The 19,997-nt window shown below is 65.5% G+C and carries 17 protein-coding genes; 10 read left to right on the forward strand and 7 right to left on the reverse strand.

What is annotated here, in order from left to right:
- The first annotated feature begins 6 nt into the window (after positions 1-6).
- On the forward strand, positions 7-984 hold the full coding sequence (locus IVA81_RS23515; RefSeq protein ID WP_247322392.1) for a hydroxyacid dehydrogenase: 978 nt from the start codon (positions 7-9) through the stop codon (positions 982-984).
- Here the strand turns inward: IVA81_RS23515 and IVA81_RS23520 are convergent.
- Entirely contained in the window at positions 981-2,147 is a 1,167-nt protein-coding gene (locus IVA81_RS23520; RefSeq protein WP_247322393.1) for an ABC transporter substrate-binding protein, read from the reverse strand. The genes IVA81_RS23515 and IVA81_RS23520 overlap by 4 nt on opposite strands.
- A 288-nt stretch (positions 2,148-2,435) precedes the next feature.
- On the opposite strand from IVA81_RS23520, the gene IVA81_RS23525 reads away from it, so the two are divergent.
- The 4 genes from IVA81_RS23525 (at position 2,436) to IVA81_RS23540 (ending at position 9,484) form a co-directional block, all read left to right on the forward strand.
- Complete coding sequence (locus IVA81_RS23525; RefSeq protein ID WP_247322394.1) at positions 2,436-4,865, forward strand: EAL domain-containing protein; 2,430 nt, start codon at positions 2,436-2,438, stop codon at positions 4,863-4,865.
- 104 nt (positions 4,866-4,969) lie between these two features.
- Positions 4,970-6,268, forward strand: coding sequence for an MFS transporter (locus IVA81_RS23530; protein ID WP_247322395.1), 1,299 nt, complete (start codon positions 4,970-4,972; stop codon positions 6,266-6,268).
- A 157-nt stretch (positions 6,269-6,425) separates the two neighbouring features.
- Positions 6,426-9,221, forward strand: a complete 2,796-nt coding sequence (locus IVA81_RS23535; RefSeq protein WP_247322397.1) for an EAL domain-containing protein — start codon at positions 6,426-6,428, stop codon at positions 9,219-9,221.
- A gap of 23 nt (positions 9,222-9,244) precedes the next feature.
- Positions 9,245-9,484: a tautomerase family protein gene (locus tag IVA81_RS23540; protein ID WP_247322399.1), complete on the forward strand. Its 240-nt coding sequence runs from the start codon at positions 9,245-9,247 to the stop codon at positions 9,482-9,484.
- A 309-nt stretch (positions 9,485-9,793) separates the two neighbouring features.
- Here IVA81_RS23540 and IVA81_RS23545 read toward each other — a convergent pair whose 3' ends face one another.
- From IVA81_RS23545 to IVA81_RS23555, 3 genes are all read right to left on the reverse strand, one after another.
- On the reverse strand, positions 9,794-10,015 hold the full coding sequence (locus IVA81_RS23545) for a hypothetical protein (protein WP_247322401.1): 222 nt from the start codon (positions 10,013-10,015) through the stop codon (positions 9,794-9,796).
- A gap of 50 nt (positions 10,016-10,065) precedes the next feature.
- Positions 10,066-10,308, reverse strand: coding sequence for a transcriptional regulator (locus IVA81_RS23550; protein ID WP_247322403.1), 243 nt, complete (start codon positions 10,306-10,308; stop codon positions 10,066-10,068).
- 97 nt (positions 10,309-10,405) lie between these two features.
- Positions 10,406-10,615 (reverse strand): cold-shock protein, encoded by a 210-nt coding sequence (locus IVA81_RS23555; RefSeq protein WP_247323183.1) that lies wholly within the window; start codon positions 10,613-10,615, stop codon positions 10,406-10,408.
- Between the two features lie 436 nt (positions 10,616-11,051).
- Between IVA81_RS23555 and rpsU the strand changes: the two genes are divergently transcribed.
- Positions 11,052-11,327: a 30S ribosomal protein S21 gene (gene rpsU / locus IVA81_RS23560; protein ID WP_247322405.1), complete on the forward strand. Its 276-nt coding sequence runs from the start codon at positions 11,052-11,054 to the stop codon at positions 11,325-11,327.
- Between the two features lie 89 nt (positions 11,328-11,416).
- On the opposite strand, the gene IVA81_RS23565 is transcribed toward rpsU, so the two are convergent.
- The 3 genes from IVA81_RS23565 to IVA81_RS23575 all read right to left on the reverse strand — a co-directional run bounded on the left by IVA81_RS23565 (position 11,417) and on the right by IVA81_RS23575 (position 12,966).
- Positions 11,417-11,695: a DUF1488 domain-containing protein gene (locus tag IVA81_RS23565; RefSeq protein WP_247322406.1), complete on the reverse strand. Its 279-nt coding sequence runs from the start codon at positions 11,693-11,695 to the stop codon at positions 11,417-11,419.
- Positions 11,696-11,817: 122 nt separating this feature from the next.
- Entirely contained in the window at positions 11,818-12,114 is a 297-nt protein-coding gene (locus IVA81_RS23570; RefSeq protein ID WP_247322408.1) for a hypothetical protein, read from the reverse strand.
- A gap of 228 nt (positions 12,115-12,342) precedes the next feature.
- A complete protein-coding gene (locus IVA81_RS23575; protein WP_247322411.1) occupies positions 12,343-12,966 on the reverse strand; it encodes a TetR/AcrR family transcriptional regulator in 624 nt (207 codons plus the stop codon).
- A gap of 131 nt (positions 12,967-13,097) precedes the next feature.
- Between IVA81_RS23575 and IVA81_RS23580 the strand changes: the two genes are divergently transcribed.
- From IVA81_RS23580 to IVA81_RS23595, 4 genes are all read left to right on the forward strand, one after another.
- A complete protein-coding gene (locus tag IVA81_RS23580; RefSeq protein WP_247322412.1) occupies positions 13,098-14,330 on the forward strand; it encodes a cytochrome P450 in 1,233 nt (410 codons plus the stop codon).
- A 300-nt stretch (positions 14,331-14,630) separates the two neighbouring features.
- The gene (locus IVA81_RS23585; protein ID WP_247322414.1) at positions 14,631-18,257 is read left to right on the forward strand and encodes an AsmA-like C-terminal region-containing protein; all 3,627 of its coding nucleotides are present in this window, start codon (positions 14,631-14,633) and stop codon (positions 18,255-18,257) included.
- 313 nt (positions 18,258-18,570) lie between these two features.
- Entirely contained in the window at positions 18,571-19,695 is a 1,125-nt protein-coding gene (locus IVA81_RS23590) for a DUF2336 domain-containing protein (RefSeq protein ID WP_247322416.1), read from the forward strand.
- A gap of 28 nt (positions 19,696-19,723) precedes the next feature.
- The gene (locus IVA81_RS23595) at positions 19,724-19,966 is read left to right on the forward strand and encodes a hypothetical protein (protein ID WP_247322417.1); all 243 of its coding nucleotides are present in this window, start codon (positions 19,724-19,726) and stop codon (positions 19,964-19,966) included.
- The last annotated feature ends 31 nt before the right edge of the window (positions 19,967-19,997 follow it).

The following is a 19,997-nucleotide window of genomic DNA, read 5'->3' on the forward strand; positions in this document are numbered from 1 at the left end:
CCAGTCGTGAAGGTTCTGTTGGCTCACACGCCGGAGATGCGGCGGAACTATTACGGCGATCGCAGCCTGAATGGCCTGCGCGCGGCCGCCGAGGTGATCCTGCACGAGGGCGACGCGCCCCTGGACGCCGCCGGCCTCGTGCGCGCCGCGAAAGACGTCGACATCATCGTTGCCGATCGCATGACGGAAGGACGCGAGGAGATCTTTGCGCAGCTGCCGCATCTGCGGGCCTTCGTCCGCTGTGCTGTCGATATCCGTAACGTCAACGTGGAAGCGGCATCAAGGGCTGGCGTGCTGGTGACCCGCGCCGGGCCCGGCTTCGTTCAGGCCGTCGCCGAGCTCGCGCTCGGCTTCATGGTCGATCTGTCCCGCGGCGTGTCGCGGAGCACGGCGGACTATCAGGCCGGCCGCAAACCCGAGGCGCGGATGGGCCGCCAGCTCGCGGGCAGCCGGATTGGCATCATCGGCTATGGCAGCATCGGGCGCTATCTCGCCGAGGTGGCAAAGGTGCTACGCATGGAGGTGCTGGTCGCCGATCCTTTCGCCACCGTCAGCGATGCCGCGATCCGGCAGGTCGGTCTCGACGAGCTGCTCGCCGCATCGGACTATGTCGTCTGCCTTGCGATTGCCAACGAGCAGACCGAGAACCTGATCGGCGAGGCGGCGCTGGCGCGCATGCAGAGGCACGCAATGTTCATCAATCTCTCGCGCGGCAATCTCGTCGACGAAGCGGCGCTTGCGAAGGCGCTGCGCGAAAACCGCATCGCCGGCGCCGCGATGGACGTCGGCCGCGCCCCCGACCAGATGCCGACGCCGGAGCTGGCGAAGCTTCCCAACGTCGTCGCCACGCCGCATGTCGGCGGGCTGACGCCGCAGGCGATCGAATATCAGTCGCTGGAAACCGTGCGGCAGGTGGAAGCGATCGTCAAAGGCGAGGTCCCGCCGGGCGCCGTCAACGCCGAGCGCTGGACGCGGCGGCCCTAAAGCCGATCCACCGCCCGGAACGTCCCGTCCTTCTGGATCACGGTCAAGAACACCTTCGGCGGCGTGTCGATCATGTGCAGGCCGACGCTGACGATGCTGCCGCTGATGTCGAATTGGCCGACATCGTTGATGGCGCGGAGCAAGCTTGCGCGCGTCGGCTTCGGCCCGGCCTTCTCCAGCGCCGCGGCCGCGAGGCGGCCGGAGAGATAGCCTTCCAGCGACACGAAGTCCGGTGTCAGCGTCGGATCGAATGCCTTCTGCGCCGCCTGGTAGTCGGCGACGAGCTTGAGCGAGCGATCCCACGGAAACGGCACGACCTGCGAGACGATGACGCCTTCGCCCTCAGGGCCGAGCTCCTTGGCAAGCGCGTTGGCACCGACGAAAGAGATGTTGACGAAAGTCGGATAGAAGCCGCGGCGGTGCGCGAGCTTGATGAACTCCGCGCAGGGACCATAGGTCCCGACCATCACGATGGCCTCGGGTTCGGCGCGCTTGATCATTCGCCAGGCGGCCGTGACCGCGCGGGTGTTGCGCTCGAAGGTGCCTTCGGCGGCAAGCTCCAGGCCGCGCCTGGCGAGCGCACGCTTCACACCGGTCAGACCGTCGCGGCCGAAGGAATCGTCCTGGTAGAAGATGCCGATGCGGGTGAACTTGCGATCCTCGGTGAGGTGCTTGATCCACGCTTCGGCCTCCGCACCATAGCTCGCGCGGATGTTGACGACGTTTGCAAGTTCGAGGTCGCGCAGGAATTCGGCGCCGCTGAATGGGCCGATGAAAGGAACGTTCCTGGCGCTGGTGATCGGAATTGTCGCCATCGCGGTCGGCGTGCCGACCGCGCCGATCAGCGCGAACACCTTGTCGTCCTCGATCAGGTGCAGCGTCTGGGCCGCCGAGCGGTCGGGGTCGTAGCCGTCATCGCGGCTGATGAGCTGGAGCTTGCGGCCGTAAACGCCGCCCTTGGCGTTGATCTCGGTGAACGCCGCGACGATGCCTTGCCGCAGGCGCTGTCCGAGCGCGGAGGAGGGGCCTTCCAGCGCGGCGGCCTGGCCGAACAGGATCGCATCCTCGCTGACGCCGGCCTCATCGGCTTTCGCCGGAAGCATGGTCGCGGTCAGGAGCATGATGGTCAGGACGACGGATGTCGCTGATCGAAATCGATACATCGTGAGGTCTTGCCGGATGGATGGAGGAAGAGCTTTGCAAGATATCCCCCGCAGCCTGAATAGCTCGCTAACCGCCGGCGTGTCGGCAGGCCGTAGTACTCCGGGCAAAACCGGCAAGTTGTTTCCACAATGCCGGGTCATTCGCGCACTTCATTAACTAATCCACGCGTTGCGGTACGATCCAGTTCCGAAATTGTGCAGTTCTTAACCGCGGTCTTGTTCCGATAGCAGCGCCGATGCTTCAACCAGAGGTTCGGCTCGTCGCAGATGGGGGACGGCGGCTTCAAGATGGGCGATCGCGACCAGAACGATCAGGACCGGAGGCGCATGACCGGATGGTGGCGTGCCGCGCCGCTGCTCGGACTCTATCGCCCTGCGCTCGTCGCGGCCGGCGTCGGTCTTCTGTTCTCGCTCGTGGGCGCGGCCGCCGTGGCGCGGTGGGAAGATCGCGTCAACAGGATCGAGTTCGAGAACGCGGCCGAAACCGAAGCGATCGTCATGCAGCACGGCATGGGCGAATACATCTCCAGGCTTCTCGCGCTGCGTACGCTGTTCGAATCGACCAACGACGAAGTCACCCGCAGTGAATTCGAGACCTTCAGCGCCCGCCTGTTCGAGCGCCATCCCGGCATGCTGCGCATCGCCTGGCTGCCGCGTGTCAACCGCAAGGAGCGCTCGGAATACGAGGCCGCGGCGATCGCGGAGGGCGTTTCCGGTTATCGCATCAAGTCGCTTCAGGGCGAGGGCTTCGCGACTGCGCCGCAGAGCGATGAATATTTTCCGGTGTTCTACTCGACCCAGCCGAAGACGTCGCCGGTCTATGGCATGGACTACGCCACCGTTCCGGAGCGCCGCGCGCTCCTGGAGCGTGCGCGCGACAACGACAAGGTCGCAGCCATTCGCACGCGCCTGTTCGAGCCGAGGGAAGGGGGCCGGCTGCCCGATGTCCTCGTTGCCGTTCCCGTCTACGCCAAGGGAACGTCGCGCGAGACGGACGCGGACCGGCGCCGCAATCTCGCCGGCTTCGTGGTCGGCGTCTTCGACCTGCCGCTACTGATCCAGACCATTCGCGTGACCACCGGAGCAAGCCCGGCGGTCAGCATGAACGTCTATCCGCCCTTCACCGCGCAGATCGTCAGCCTGGAGCAGATGCTGCCGGACTATTCGTCGGCGGCCACGGGGCCGCAGTCGATGCGGGACGTCGCGCGGGCGCTGCACTGGTCGGGAAGTCTCAAGATCGGCGATACCGATTGGCAGGTGCGGGCGGTGCCGACTGCCGGCGGTCCGCTGGAGACGACTTATGATCGCGCGGGCACGGTGCTGATCGTCGGCATGCTGCTGACGCTGTCGCTGTCGACCTATCTCATGCTCGCGAGCCGCAATTCGCGGCGGCTGTCGCTGGCCAATCGGCGGGTGCTCGAGCTCGCCCAGACCGACATCCTGACTGGCCTGCCGAACCGCGCCTTCTTCCTCGCCCGGCTCGACGAGCTCAATGGCCGGCTGGAGGACAGCGGGCCGACCTTCTCGATCCTGATGCTCGACCTCGACCGCTTCAAGAACGTCAACGACTCCCTCGGTCACGGCGCCGGCGACGCGCTGTTACGCCAGGTGGCGCAGCGGTTGAAATCGGCCGTGCGCGCCAGCGACGTGCTGGCACGGCTCGGCGGCGACGAATTCGCCATCATCCAGGAGCGGTGCCAGGACCAGCGCGCCTGCTCGACCGAGCTGGCGGGACGGATCGCCAAGCTCTTGACCGAACCGTTCCTCCTGCCCGGTCACCGCGTCGAGATCGGCACCAGCATCGGCATCGCCGTCGCGCCGGATCACGGCCGCGACCAGGAGCAGCTCCTGAAGAAGGCGGACCTTGCGCTCTATCGTTCGAAATCGGCCGGCCGCAACTGCTTCACCATCTACGACGAGGCGATGTCCGCCGAGCTGGAGGCCCGCAACACGCTGGAAGGCGATCTGCGCGATGCCATCGCGCGCTGCCAGCTGGAGGTGCACTACCAGCCGTTCGTCGACGCCCTCAGCGGCGAGCGGCGCGGCTTCGAGGCGCTGGTGCGCTGGCGGCATCCGACACGGGGCCTGATCCCGCCGGACCAGTTCATTTCGCTTGCGGAGGAGACCGGGCTGATCGTGCCACTCGGGGAATTCGTGCTGCGGCGCGCCTGCGCGGACGCGGCCGGCTGGCCTTCTGAGCTCGCGGTCGCCGTCAACCTGTCGCCGATCCAGTTCAAGGAGGCCGAGCTGTTCGAAATGATCTGCGCGGCGCTCGCCGATTCCGGCCTGCCGCCCCAGCGGCTCGAGATCGAGATCACGGAATCCGTGCTGCTGGAGCGCGGCACCGAGAACCACGCCTTCATGCAGCGGTTGAAGCAACTCGGCATCGAGCTCGCGCTCGACGATTTCGGCACCGGCTATTCCTCGCTCAGCTATTTGACGGCGTTCCCGTTCGACAAGATCAAGATCGACAAGTCGTTCATCCGCAACCTCACACATCAGCCGCGCAGCTCCGCCATCATCTCCGCGATCGTGACGCTGGCGCGGGGGCTGGACATGTCGGTCACCGCGGAGGGCGTCGAAACCCGCGAGGAGTTCGACCGGCTGAAGGCGCTCGGCGTCAATTTCGCGCAAGGTTATCTGTTCGGCCGTCCGCAGCCGATCGAGCGGATCCTGTTCGATGCGCCCGTCAAATCGTCACGCCGCGACGCCGCCTGAGCGCGCGCTGAAGCATCGCGCTCAAGGGGCATGCGCGAAAAGCGCTTGACCCCGGCGGTCCCGGATGATCGGTAGGATCGTCTAGGGATGAAATAAGCACAAACATGCGGCTTCCGTTCTTCTACGGCTGGGTCGTGGTCGTCGTGACCTTCGTCACCATGGCCATCGGCGTCAACGCGCGTACCGCCTTTTCACTGTTCTTTCCTCCCATCATCTCCGAATTCGGCTGGGAGCGTGGCGTCACTGCCGGCGCCTTCTCGTTCGGCTTCGTGGTGTCGGGTGTGGTCAGTCCGCTGATCGGCCGCCTGATGGATCGCGCCGGCCCGCGCGCGGTGATGGAGCTTGGTGTCGTGCTGATGGGCGGCGGGTTGCTGCTTGCCCCTCTCACCAGCACGCCCTGGCATCTCTATGTCACCATCGGCGTCATGGTCGGTGCCGGCTCGGTGTGCCTCGGCTATTCCGGCCAGTCGCTGTTCCTGCCGAACTGGTTCATCCGCAAACGCGGCTTCGCCATCGGCATCGCCTTTGCCGGCGTCGGCATCGGTTCGGTGACGCTGCTGCCGTGGGTGCAGCACATGATCGAACAGACCGGCTGGCGCACCGCCTGCACCGCGATGGGGCTACTCATCCTGATCGTGCTGGCGCCGATCAATTTGTTGCTGCACAAGCGCCCCGAGGATATCGGCCTGCAGCCGGACGGCGATGCCGCTCCAGCCGCGGGAGCGGCGAAGCCCGTCTCCAACGTCGTCGATCCCGTCTGGGTCGGCACCGAATGGACGCTGAAGCGCGCCGTCGCGACCGCGCGGTTCTGGTGGATCGCGCTCGGCTATTTCTGCGGTCTGTACATCTGGTACGCGGTGCAGGTGCACCAGACCAAATTCCTGCTCGACATCGGCTTCAGCTCCGGCGTCGCGGTGTGGGCGCTCGGCATCGTCAGCCTGCTCGGCATTCCCGGCCAGATCCTGCTCGGTCATGTCTCCGACCGGATCGGGCGGGAATGGGTGTGGGCGATCAGCTGCGCGGGCTTTGCAATCTGCTTTGCGGCGCTGATGGCACTGAAGCTCCAGCCGTCGCTGTGGCTGGTCTATGTAATGGTGTTCGCGCAAGGCGCGCTCGGCTACGGCCTCACCTCGATCATGGGTGCGGTGGTGTTCGAGATTTTCCAGGGCAGGCACCAGGGCAGTATTTTCGGCACGATCATGCTGGCGGCGCTGGCGGGCGGTGCGGCCGGACCGTGGGTGACCGGCTTCCTCTACGATCGCGCTGGCGACTACACGCTCGCCTTCGGCATCGCGATGGTCGTGAGCGGATTGTCGGCGCTCTCGATCTGGCAGGCTGCGCCGCGCAAGGTGCGGGCCGTGGCCGGCCGGCTGCACGAGCTCCAGGGCCGAACGGCGGAGTGAGTTCCGGACACGCCGCATTACCTGCGCTTCTTTCGCCGAATGTTAAGTATGTCGCGGCTTGGCAAGGGCGGACGGGGATTGCAAAAACGTCTTGGACACCATCGGAGCGTTAGCCTCGGGTCGATTGCCGCTTCTTCCCGATGCCTCCTCGGTCCAAATGATGTCTGCCTCCGATTGCCTTGTGACGGAAATGCCGGACGTGCTGTTGGCCGCGCTGGAACGCGTCGACGATGCCATTGTCATTGTCGACAGCGCGCGGCGCGTCACGCATTTCAACGCCGGTGCCGAGCGGATCTGGAAGCTTGTGCGCACCGACGTGCTCGGCCGCGATGCTGACATTCTCACCTTGAAATGTCTTCAGGACGATTCGATCGCGGAGTTCCGCGACGAGATCAGCCTCACACGGCCCGACGGCAGCCGGATCCGGGCGGCCGTCTCGCTTTCGTCCTTCGCGAGCGGCGGCGTGACCCATCGCGTCGTGTTCGCGCGCGACGTTACCATCGAAGCGGAACGCCGCGCGCGGATCGCGCTGCTCGACGCCGTCTCGGATCAGACCAACCGCGCCGTGCTCATCACCGACACCGAGCTCGACATCCGCTACACCAATGCGGCGTTCACCTCGCTATTCGGCTATTCCGCCGCGGAAGCTGAGGGGCGGCGGGCGACCGACCTGCTGGCTGGCCGCCACACCAACCGCAAAGTGCTGACGAGGATCGGACGGCGCCTCATCGAGGGCGGTCCGGGCGGTGAAGCCGAGGTCCTGATCTATACCAAGGACGGCGCAGAGATCTGGGCCAGCGCCCGGATCGATGCCTTCCGCGACAGGAAGGGCCGGGTCAAGCACATCTTCGCGCTGCTCGATGACATCACCGAGACCAAGCAGCTGCGCTCGCTCCAACAGCTCATCATGGGTGCACTCGCCGACGAGGTGCCGATCGGTGAGATCGCCGACCGGCTCTGTGGCCGTGTCGAGGAGATCGCGCCCGACGTGGTCTGTTCGCTGCTTCACGTCGATGCCGCGGGCCTGATCCACCCGCTCGGCGGTCCCAGCCTGCCTGAGGACTATTCCCGCGCATTGGACGGTGTTGCGATTGGCCCCAATGTCGGCTCCTGCGGCACCGCCGCCTTCTATGGCGAACCGGTGCTGGCAACCGATCTCGAGACCGATCCCCGCTGGCAGCCTTACAAGGCGATGCCGCTTTCGATCGGCCTGCGCGCCTGCTGGTCGACCCCGGTCAAGGCCAAGGACGGCCGCGTCATCGCGACCTTCGCCTTCTACTATCGGGAGCCCCGCGCGCCGAGCAATTGGCACCGACGCATCGTCGAGGCCTGCGTCAATCTCGGTGCCTTCGCGATCGAGCGCAAGGAAGCGCGCGCCGAGATCGCGCGGCTCGCCTATCACGACATCCTCACCGGCCTGCCGAACCGCGCGCAGCTGCGGCACCTGATCACCACCGCGATCGATGCCTGCCCGACCGGCAGCCATGTGGCGTTGGCCTTCCTCGACGTCGATCATTTCAAGGACGTCAATGACACGCTGGGTCACGCCGCCGGCGACGAGCTGCTGATCCAGCTCGCCCAGCGCCTGCGCGAGCAGATCGGGCCCGAAGACATGCTGGGACGGCTCGGCGGCGACGAGTTCGTCATCCTGCTGCCGCAGCGCAACGCCGAGGGCGCCGAGCGCGTCGCGGCCGCAATCACCGAAGCGCTCGCCGCGCCGCTGCGGCTTGGCTCCCGGCAGTTGCAGATGTCGGCAAGCATCGGCATCAGCCTCTATCCCGACCATGCCACCGACATCGATACCCTGATGCAGCAGGCCGATGCCGCCATGTACATGGCCAAGCAGGCCGGACGCTCGACCCATCGCATTTTCAGCGCGCAGATGAATGGGCTTACCGAGCAGCGGCTGGCGCTGATCGCAGCGCTCCGCCGCGCCATCGCGGAAGGAGCGCTGAGCCTGAGTTACCAGCCGCAGATCCGCAGCTGCGACGGCGCTGTCCACGGCGTCGAGGCGCTGTCGCGCTGGCGTGATGCCGTGCTCGGCGACGTCTCGCCGGCAAAGTTCATCCCGCTCGCCGAGGAGTGCGGCCTGATCGAGCAGATCGGCCTGTGGTCGGTGCGCGAGGCGTGCCGCCAAATGGCGAGCTGGCGCCGCGCCGGACTCAACATTCCCTGCGTCTCGGTGAACCTGTCGCCGATCAATTTCCGTAGCGTCACGCTGGCCGCGCGGCTCAAGGACATCCTCGCCGAATACGATCTGCCGGCGGACGCCTTGATGCTGGAGATCACCGAAGGCGCGTTCATGCAGGACAGCGTCGCGGCGCTGGAGACGATGAACGCGATCCGTGAGCTCGGCGTCGGCCTCGCCGTGGACGATTTCGGCACCGGTTATTCGAGCCTCAGCCGGCTCGCGCATCTGCCGATCCGCGAATTGAAGATCGACCGCAGCTTCATGCGCGACATCGAGAAAGACGCGGGCGCGCTCGCGATCGCAACCGCCGTGGTGCGCGTCGGCCAGGGCCTCGGCATGACCGTCGTCGCCGAGGGCGTCGAGACCGAGGGCCAGCGCAAGACACTGGCCGAGCTCGGCTGCGACGTCTTGCAAGGCTTCCTCTACGCCCCCGCGCTTCCCCCCGTCGCCTTCGAGCGATGGCTGATCGAGCACTGCGCCGGCAGGCGAGGGCGATGCTGGGGCGGCTTGATGTCAAGCCGGCAGGTGGGGGCGCGGCGAGGCGGTCGGCGTAGTCTTTGGGGATGTGTTGCTCGGGAACCAGAGATCGGATATCTCCGCGCATCAAATGATGCCTATTGGGCTGAACAAGACAAATGCCGTTCAACCGACTTCACGTCCCGCAGGAACTGGCAACTGAGACATGCCAGGCCATCAATGCGTGCCTCCATGCAAGTCTCGTGGCCACCTGCGGCGTCAATCCGGACGACGACTTTTGCTTGATCTCGCGGTATCCCCCAGGCGAGATGATCTGTCATCCGACGTTCTTGGGACGACGCGATCCGAGCTCGACCATCATCATTGAAATCACGTTGCTTGCGGGCCGCTCCGACGTGCAAAAGGAAGCTTTGTACAAGGATGTTCGCGGTCGACTGGCCGAGATTGGCTTTGATCCGGCCAATTCAATCGTCTTCCTGACGGAGAACAGGCCCATTGATTGGTCCTTCAGCGAAGCTGGATCGGTCAAGTCGGTTCTCGGGATGTAGTCGATAGACAAGCCGTTCCGCGATCGAGCGGGAGTCCGCTTCGGCGGGAACGGATTCCATCGTTGGTCGCCCTCACTCCGCCGCCAACTATCACCAGAGGTCCGGATTTAACCAGTTGGCGGGCTGCGGAGACCGGCGGTCTCTTGCCAATGCTGCCAACAGCTTGAGCCTTTCGCCAGCAGACACGGTCTGGCCATCAATGTTCGAGGTGCGAGCGGCCTCTGTCTTGAGAGCGATGCTCGTCTGCGAGAGAGTTCGACCGGTCAATTGAGATCGCCGAAAGTGCTCATGCTCACGTCCACGCTCCGACTAGAGCATCGAAAGCACGACAATCCCGTCTTCGAGCTCCCCTGAAGCAAGGCGCGCCCGCGCCATGCGCTCGAACTCCGTTCGATGCTTCTGTAAATAGCTGAAGGCCTGTTTCTGCGTGTTGAATGTCGTGGCAAGCCGGCACATCTGGCGATCTGCGCCGGACGCGAGAAAGAAAGTGATGGTTCCGTGGTCTGGTTTAATTCTAGGCACGATCTGCACTCTCCGGCATGTGATCGGCCCCCCAAATTTCGGCGGCGGTCTGAAGACGACTATCGCGCCGGCTTCCGTGAACGCTTCTTGGGCGCCGGCGCCGGCAAAGCGAGCCGAAGAGCTTCGTCAGCCGCTTCCTTGGCCTCGCGCGCCGCTCGGAGCCGCGCCATGTTCTTGCGAACCTCGACGGCCTGCCTTTCGGCATCGGCCAATGCCTGCGCTCCGTCTTCAGCGGCCAAGCGCCGACGATCGGACCGCGCGACGCTTTCGGGTGACGGCTCTGCCGGTTTCTTGGTGCTCATCGTTCCCCCGGCTCCGAAAACGACTAAACCCGCTCAATCCTGGGATTGAGCGGGCAGGGCGGCCGTTTCAGTACATCCGTGAAACGGCGCCACGATATCAAGCCAGCGAGAGGTTCTCGGCGCTGACTTTACCTCGCATCTTATCGGTCTTGACCTCGAAATTGACCTTTTGGCCCTCTCCGAGACCTGCAAGACCAGCCCTTTCAACGGCGCTGATGTGAACGAACACATCGTTGCCACCGTCGTTCGGCTGGATGAAACCGAAGCCCTTTTGGCCATTGAACCACTTGACAGTACCTGTCGTCATCTTCTTCTCCAAAGCGCGCAAGCGCGTCCCGCGTGACAACCACGCGGCCATCTTCAACTTCGTCGATGTCTCTGGAAAAGGAGCCCGCGGGCGCATTCAACAAGGCACAGCGGCTAATCGAACGAGTTCAATATACACGATTTCCACGATTTTGCAAGGCGCTAAGCCAGTTTGTCTTCTGCGAGGCAGTTCTCCTGTTCCGATCGAGGCGCTTTGTGTCCATCGACCTGCAAGCGGGACGTTAGCGATTGACAGCGCTGCACGACGGTGGTCACGTTCACGCCGCCAAGCTGCATCGCTGTGACAAGCAGATCGGCTCGTCCGAGGCCGCGACAAGTGTCGCCGCTACCATCCTCAAAAACCGCAATGAAGCTCCTGCGCAATTGGCTGCCCTGCAGGACGTGTCGCATTCGCAGCCCCCAGCTCGGAGGATCAATTGCACGTACTCGTCAGAGACAACAATATCGAGCAGGCACTCCGCGTTCTCAAGAAGAAGATGCAGCGCGAGGGCGTCTTCCGGGAAATGAAGCAACGGCGTTCTTATGAAAAGCCGTCGGAGAGAAAGACCCGCGAGAAATCTGATGCTATTCGTCGCGCCCGCAAGCTTGCCAGGAAGCAGGCGATCAGGGAGGGGTTGCTGCCCGCGCCGCCGAAAAAGAAGCCCTTTGAACGTAAACCGCCCTTGCCGGAGGTTAAAGCTCGGACGGAGTAGAGAAAACGTTGGGATTGGCTGCGATCACGGGACCGCAACGATGTCAGGTCCTTCTGCCATGCATCCGGCTGTCGCGGTGCTGCTGTCCCCTATGGCCTGAAATCGATGCCGCGTAACACGATGCCCGGCGGCGTGCCTTCGAACTCCGTCGCGCGATATTTGCTCGCCGCGCGTGCTTCGATGCGATCCCGCAGGCGGGTGAACTGGGCCTCCCGCTGCTCGGGCCTGACTTGCGGGCCGCGCTCGAGATAGTCCATCGCGGAGGTCGAGATCGCGCAAGGAATCTCCCTGGTGCCGTCATGCATCGAGAACCGCACGATCATCCGGTCGTGTTCGTGGCTGATAAAGCGGCCGCTGGTCAATGTCATGGCTTGCTCCGTTACGTGATTGCCAGGCACCTTCACGCCCTCAAATCACCGCCGGCGACCGGCCGCCTGCTTTCCCGTCGCGCGGTGGCACGTGTTGAGAATGCAGGCGGCGGTCGTTCACCTCAGCTCTCCCCCGACAGCCGGGCGAAATCGTCGAACAGCGCTGACACGAGCGCGCGGTGCCGCGTGTCCTCGGCGGGCAGGGCCGCGGCATAGAGGTTGAGCAAATGACGCGCCTTCACCGCGGCCTCCGCCCAGGACGCGGCAGGCACCGTCATCATGCGATGCTCGAGATCGGCCTCGCGCTCGCGCAGCTCCCTGACCTGGGCTTCGACGTCGGCCAGCGCGCGGCGCAGGTCGGTCGCCTTTTGCGCGGCCATGCCGCGGTGCTTGTCGAGATCGACCGGCTGGTCAGTCATTGGCGATGCTCCCGTCCGCGGCTTGCGCATTCGCCAGATCCACAGAGCCGATCGACTCGCCGCGAGCGGATAGTCATGCACGCCTGCCTTTCGCAAGTGAAGCCCCAACAGGTGCCAGCGTCCGAGACCATGCGCCTTTGGCACGGCCATAGCCAGCACTATCGTCGCCGCGTCGGCAACGACGATGTCACAGCGCAATAGTCGTCCGCGAGCCGGCTTGGCGATGCATCAGGACTCTCTCTGGTCCGACGCCAATCCCGTCCTGCGCCGCAAATCCGTAATCGCGCGCAGAAAACTGTCGGCCGGCGTCGTCTCCGGATCGATGAGCCGGTGCAGGCGGAAGCCATCTTCGAGCGCGAGCACGATTGAGGCCATCCAGGGCGGGTTCAGCTTGTCGTTCTTGCCGTTGCTCTTCAAGGTCGCCTCGACGATGTCGGCGACCAGCTTGCGCCGCGCACGCAGGCGCTTTGCAAGTTCGGGGCGGCGCTTCTCGGCGCGCGCGACGAACAGGATCATCTCCATGTGCAGCAGCGGCGAGCGGCCGAGCGGGTCCTGCCGGCTGCGGTCCATCGTCTTCAGCGCCGCGATGAAATCGTCGAGATTGTCGTGCTCGGCGAGGATGTCGAGGTTGCGACGGATCGACTGCTCGACATGATCCTCGAGCATGGCGATGATCAGCTCGTCCTTGCTCTTGAAGTTCGAATAGAACGCGCCGCGGGTGAAGCCTGCCGCCGCCGCGATCGCCTCGATGCTGGCGCCGCCGATGCCGTCCTCCTCGAACACGCGCGCAGCCGCCTCGAACAGCTTGTCGCGCGTATCGTCCCTGGTCGGCCTGGTTCTCGCCCTTGACATCGGAGGAGGTTAGGGCAGAATGCAACTCGATACAACAATGTATCGAGTTGATAAATTCAGGGATGGTTACGCCGGGCAGTGGGGCTGCGAACGGCGTATTCGTGTCATGCGGCAACCGATTTGAGGTCACCATGAACGAGCACGTGCAAGGCGCCGGCGGCGCACCGCTGTTCAACCCGCTGTCGCCGGACTTCATCCGCGATCCCTATCCGCATTACGACCGGTTGCGCACGATCGATCCGGTCCACGTGACGCCGTTCGGCCAGTTCGTCACCAGCCGCCACGCCGATGTCAGCCTCGTGATGCGCGATAAGCGCTTCGGCAAGGATTTCGTCGAGCGCTCCACGCGCCGCTACAGCGACAAGATCATGGACGAGCCGGTGTTCCGCAGCATGAGCCATTGGATGCTGCAGGCCGATCCGCCCGACCACACCCGCCTGCGCGGCCTCGTCGTGAAGGCCTTCACCGCGCGCCGGGTCGAGGACATGCGGCCGCGCATCCAGCAAATTGTCGACCAGGCCATCGACGCCGTGATCGACCGCGGCCACATGGACCTGATCGAGGATTTCGCCTTTCGCCTGCCCGTCACCATCATCTGTGAGATGCTCGGCATCCCCGAGGATCATCGCGAGGTCTTCTACAAGAGCTCGCGCGACGGCGGGCGGCTGCTCGATCCCGTGCCCCTTACTCCGGAGGAGATCAAGAAGGGCAACGAGGGCAACCTGATGGCGCAGATGTATTTCCAGCAGCTGTTCGAGCTGCGCCGGCGCAATCCCGGGGACGATCTCACCACCCAGCTCGTGCAGGCCGAGGAGGACGGCAACAAGCTCACCAACGAGGAGTTGACCGCCAACATCATCCTGCTGTTCGGCGCCGGCCACGAGACCACCGTCAACCTGATCGGTAACGGCCTTTTGGCGCTTCACCGCAATCCGGACCAGCTTGCGCTGCTCAAGGCGCGCCCCGAACTGATGGAAGGCGCGATCGAAGAATTCCTGCGCTACGATTCCTCGGTGCAGATGACCGGACGCGTCACGCTGGAGGATATCGAGGATCTCGGCGGCAAGAGGATCCCCAAGGGCGAGACCGTGCTGTGCCTGCTCGGCTCGGCCAACCGCGATCCGGCGGTCTACCCTGACAGGCCGGACCGGCTTGATGTCACCCGCCAGAACGTGAAGCCGCTGTCGTTCGGCGGCGGCATCCATTTCTGCCTGGGCGCCCAATTGGCGCGCATCGAGGCCGAGATCGCCATTGCCACGCTGCTGCGGCGGCTGCCGGATTTGCGCATCGACGACGTCGAAAACCCGGAATGGCGGCCGACCTTCGTGCTGCGCGGCCTCAAGAGGCTGCCGGCGAGCTGGTGAGGCGTCGGCGCTGGTTCTGCCAGCGTTGACCCTCATCCTGAGGAGCCCGCGAAGCGGGCGTCTCGAAGGATGAAAGGCCCTGTTGCATCCACGCGGCGATAGCCGGGCCTCGCCCTTCGAGACGGCCGCGTTCCGTGGCCTCCTTAGGGCGAGGGTTTCGCGTCCCAGCGTTAACCTCCGCGCGCAACAGTCGCTGTGACTTCGCCACACTTCCCCCTATATAAGGGACTGTTCCGGCACGCCTGAAGTCCACTAAGGCCAGGGTTTGGTCCGGTTGCCGGTTTGGCCGAGGGGAGACCCGTGCAGACGACGCTGCTCGGATTGGCGATTGCCTTCATCATTGCGCTGCTGGCCGCGCTGATCGGGCCTTACTACGTCGACTGGAACCAGTTCAGGCCCCAGTTCGAGGCGGAGGCTGGCAAGATCATCGGCGTGCCGGTGCGGGTCGCGGGCGAGCTCGACGCGCGGCTGTTGCCGGCGCCGACGCTGCGGCTGCGCTCCGTCACCTTCGGCGGCAACAACGATCTCGGCCGCCTCCGCGCCGACAAGCTCGACGTCGAGTTCAGCCTCAGCTCCCTGATGCGCGGGGAATGGCGCGCCACCGAGCTTTCGGTGGGCGGCATGGCGGTCGATCTCGGCCTCGATGCGAGGGGACGGGTCGATTTGCCCTCCACCGCGAGCGGCACCTTCAATCTGGCATCCCTCGCCATCGAGCGGCTCAATCTCACCGGCCGCATTGCCCTGCACGATGCCGCCAGCCGCTCGACGCTGGAGCTGAACGACATCGCTTTCTCCGGCGACGTCCGCTCGCTCGCCGGCTCGGTGCGCGGCGATGGCAGTTTCACCGCCGCGGGGGTGCGCTATCCGTTCCGCGTCTCCTCCGGCCCGAGCGCCGACGGCAACGCCACCCGTCTGCACCTCAACATCGATCCCGGCGAGCGCGCCATCCTCGCCGATCTCGAAGGCGTGCTCGCCTTCGACAACCGCCTGCCGAAATTCGACGGTGCGCTGACGCTGGCCGTGCCGACGGTCAAGAAGGGAGCCGAGGCGGGGCCGACACCATGGAAGCTCACGACCAAGCTCAAAGCGGACCCGGCTGGCGCGAAGTTCGAGCAGATCGACGCGAGCTTCGGCACTGAAGACTCCGCGCTGAAGCTCGGCGGCGTCGGCGACCTCAAATGGGGTGCCTCGCCGCTGCTGCGCGCGGTGCTGTCGGCGCGCCAGGTCGATGCCGACAGGCTGACGGCCAAGGGCGATGCCGAGCCGCTCCGCATCCTGCCGGCGCTGCGCGCAGGGCTCGCCGCAATTCCGCAGGCGCCGATCCCGGCGCAAATCGAGTTCAACTCCGACCAGATCATGCTCGGCGGCCGTCCGCTGCAGAACATCTCAGCCGAGCTTCAGACCGACGGACGATCCTGGACCTTCCAGCGGCTCGAGCTGCGCGCCCCCGGCATGACGCGGCTCTCGCTCAACGGGGCGACGCCCGGCGCCGACAGTTTCAGCGGCCGTCTCAGCGTCGAATCGTCCGACCCGGATACGCTGATGGCCTGGCTCCAGGGCCGCAGCGAGATCAACCGCCGCAGCACGCGGCCGCTGCGCCTTGCCGGCGACGTGACGATCGCCGCCAACCATCTCGCCATCGACAGGCTCAAGGCCGACATCGAAGGCGGCACTGTGCAAGGCCGCATCGCCTTCGTGCAAACAGGCGCGAGCAAGGGCTCGCGGATCGACGCCGAGCTGAAGGCCGACCGGCTCGACCTCGACGCCGCCGCAAGCTTCGTGCGCGCGCTGGCGGGACCGCAAGGCGAGTGGCCGGAAGAGGCAAAACTCTCGCTCGATATCGGCCGCGCGATCTCCGCCGGCCAGGAGCTGCGCCCGTTCGCGGCAAGGCTCGGCTACGGCCCCGCATCGCTGTCGCTGGAGCAGCTGCGCTTCGGCCAGGCCAGCGGCGTGACCACCGAGGCGAGCGGCAGCTTCGATCGCACCAAGGCCACCGGCAAGCTCGCGCTGAAATCCTCGGCCAATTCGCTGCGCGAGCTCGCCGCGCTGATCGAGCCGTTTGCGCCCGCGGTGCGCGCGCGCTTCGATGCCATCCCGGCGCTGCCAGGGGCGACCCGCCTCAAGCTCGATCTCAGCCTCGACAAGAATGCCGAGCATGCCGATCGCAGCAATGCCCGCGCCGTGCTCGAGCTCGACGCGCCGCAGCTCAAGGCGACCGCGACGCTGGCCGCGCAGATGCCGGCAGCCGCCATCGGCGGCATCGATCTCGACCGCCTGCGCAGCAGCGACTTCACGCTGGATTCGAAAGTCTCGACGCCGCAGGCCGGCGCACTGCTGGCGCTGCTCGGACTCGATCGCGTGGTGGCCGCAGGCGAGGGTGCTTCGCAATTCGAGGGCAAGCTGACCGGCGCCTGGCGGCGGCCGTTGCAATTGAATGCAAAGCTCAGCGGCGGCGGTCTGGATGCCGATGCGCAGGGCAGCGTCGAATTGTCGGAGCCGAAAGGCAGCGTGAATCTGCGCGTGCGCAACGCCAATCTGGCACCGCTGCTCGGAATCAGCCCGACTGACACATCGGCGCAGAACGTCAGCCTGTCCTCCCGCCTCACGCTGACGGGCAATCGCCTGACCTTCGACGATCTCGACGGCAATGCGGCCGGCTCGCATCTGCGCGGCCATCTCGCGGTGACGCTGGATCCGGAGAAGAGCGTCGATGGCGAAGTCGGTCTCGATACGCTCGATCTGGCGCCGGCGCTCGCGATGGCGATCGGCGCGGCCGGGCACGATACGGGCGAACCGCTGAGCGCAGGGCTCATCACGGGCTGGCGCGGCCGGATCGCCTTCCAGGCGTTGCGCGGGACGTTGCCAGGCGGCATCGAGCTCCGCCCCTTCGGCGGCACGATCCGCAGCGACGGCCAGTCGCTCGCGTTCGATGCGCTGAAAGGCGGCGTTGGCGGCGGCGAGATGTCGGCGAGTTTTGACGCGCGCAATGGCGCGGGTGGTCTCGCGTTGAACGCGCGTATCGAGCTCGGCAATGTCGATGCGGCGACGCTGCGCTACCGCGATCTTGCGCTGCCGAAGGGGCGCGTCTCGGTGCAGATGGCGCTGACCAGCCAGGGCCGCAGCGTCGCGGCCCTCACCGGCGCGCTCGCCGGCAACGGCACGGTGACGCTGGACTCCGCGGAAATCAGCGGCCTCAATCCGCGCGCATTCGAGATCGCCATCCGCGCCAGCGACGGCGGCCAGGTCTCCGACGACAACCGCTTGCGGCAGCTCGTCGAGCCCGCGCTTGCCGCCGCACCGATCGCGGTGGCCTCGGCGCAAATCCCGTTCACGATCCGCGACGGGCGGCTGCGCGTCGGCGCGACGCCGCTCGAGGCGAAGAACGCCCGCGCCATCGTCTCCGGCGGCTACGACATTCCCGCCGACCAGGCCGACATCCGCGCCAGCCTGACGCCGATCATGACCGGCCTCTCCGGCGCCCCGCCGGAGATCCAGATGTTCGCGGCGGGACCTCCCGACAGGCTGAGCCGCACGATCGATCTTGCTCCGCTGTCCTCGTGGCTTGCAGTGCGCACGATCGACCGCGAGACGCGCCGGCTCGATGCTATCGAGCGCGGCGAGCCGCCACCGGCGACCGCGGCGCTGCCGACGCTGGTGTCTCCGGACGCAGCGCCCGAGCAGGCGCCCGCCAATGTACCGCTGCCGGGCCAGGACCCGCGCCGCGCGCCGTCGAAGTCTAAAGTTGAACCCAGGGCCGCGCCGACGCCGAAGGCTCCGCAGGCAGCGCCCGCCGCGCCAAGCCCGCCGCTTGCGAGCCAACAGCTCGCACCGCTGCCGCCGCCAATCGACGTGAGGCCGGCCCCGGGCCCGCCGCCCGCAAAGCCCAGGCCAAAACCGCCGCTGGTGCTGACGCCGCAGAATCCGTGAGGTGCTTCGTCATGCCCGGGCTTGTCCCGGGCATCCACGTTCTTCGTCGTGGGCAAGGCGTGGATGGCCGGGACAAGCCCGGCCATGACGCCGGAGAGGCTTCGGTGCCTCAAGCTTCTCGACACTTGCAGCCCTGCACATCGGTAAATCCATTCCCTCGCATTTGAATGAATTTTGCCCGGCAAAACTGATTTGCCGATTTTACTGAATTCTCGCGTTTCATCGCTAGCGTCGGTTTCCAGAGGAATTCGGCGTCGCGTCAACTGAGGCGCAACGGTTCGCAAAAGAACGACCAAGAACTGGGGTAATCGAGATGAACGGGGCGAAATCGCTTCTACAGGATCTGGACGACGCGATCGCGCGCGGCACCGACGAAAGCCGGGCGAAGGCGCTGTGGCATGCGACTGACATTCTGATTACCGGCCGCTACAGCGACGACGAGATCAGCATGTTCGGCGAGGTCATCGGCCGGCTCGCCGAAGAGATCGAGGTCGCCGCGCGGGCGCAGCTCTCGGAGCTGATGTCGGCATGCGATCACGCTCCCCTGAACGTCATCGAAAAGCTCGCCCTCGACGACGAGATCGAGGTCGCCGGTCCCGTGCTGCGCGACTCCAATCGTCTCGACGAGAAGATGCTGATCGAGAGCGCCATGACCAAGGGACAGTCGCATCTGCTCGCGATCGCCCAGCGCAAGTCGATCGGCGAGGCCGTGACTGACGTGCTGGTCAAGCGCGGCGATCAGGAGGTCGTGACGTCGGTGGCCAGGAACGAGGGCGCGCGCTTCTCGGGCTCTGGCCTGTTGCACATGGTGCGGCGCGCCGAGGGCGATTCGATCCTCGCCGAGCAGCTTGGCCTGCGCAAGGACGTGCCGCGCCACATCTTTCAGCAGCTGATCTCGAAGGCGTCGGAAGACGTCCGCCGCCGCCTCGAGACCGAGCGGCCCGAAATGATGGCGCAGATCCAGAGCTCGGTGACCGAGGTCACCGGCGATCTTCAGTCCAAGTTCGGCCCGTCCTCGCGCAGCTATTTCGTCGCCAAGCGCGTGGTGACGACGCAGCATCGCCAGGGCAACCTCAATCAGGATTCGATCTCGAACTACGCGCGCCAGCATCGCTTCGATGAGGTGCAGATCGGCCTGTCGCTGCTCTCGTCGCTGCCGGTCGACGTGATCGAGCGCGCGATGATGGACCGCAACCGCGAGATGATTCTGGTGCTGTGCAAGGCGCTCGACTTCTCCTGGGACACGACCATGTCGTTGTTGTTCCTCGGCGCCAAGGATCATCTGATCACGGCGCGCGAGCTCCACGACAACGAACGCGATTTCGGCCGGCTCAAGATCGAGACCTCGCGCAGCGTTCTGAAGTTCTACCAGTCGCGCAAGAATAGCGCGGGTGCCGATTCCGCTACGGGCCGTCAGCCCGAGCTTCAGGTCCACTGAGCGGGAATTCGACAGGGGAGTATTTGCAATGTTGCCTCAATTCGGCACCGCCGTTCGCAAGAAGAACCTCAACAGTGCCGTTACCGCCGAGATCGGCGGCGGAGCACCTGACAAGGCGTCGGTGGACGCGGCCTGGCTCGTGCTGGAAGCCGCAAATGATCTCGGCGACCACGCCGCGATCGAAGCCTGCCGCCGCGTCATCGACGCCGAGCTGAACGGCACGGTCGCCGGCGGCCCGGACATCGATCTCGTGCTGGGCTATTTCCGGTAAGACTTCGTACCTGGATGGACGCAGCGAATCC

It is taken from the genome of Bradyrhizobium sp. 141 (assembly GCF_023074055.1).
GTDB lineage: Bacteria > Pseudomonadota > Alphaproteobacteria > Rhizobiales > Xanthobacteraceae > Bradyrhizobium.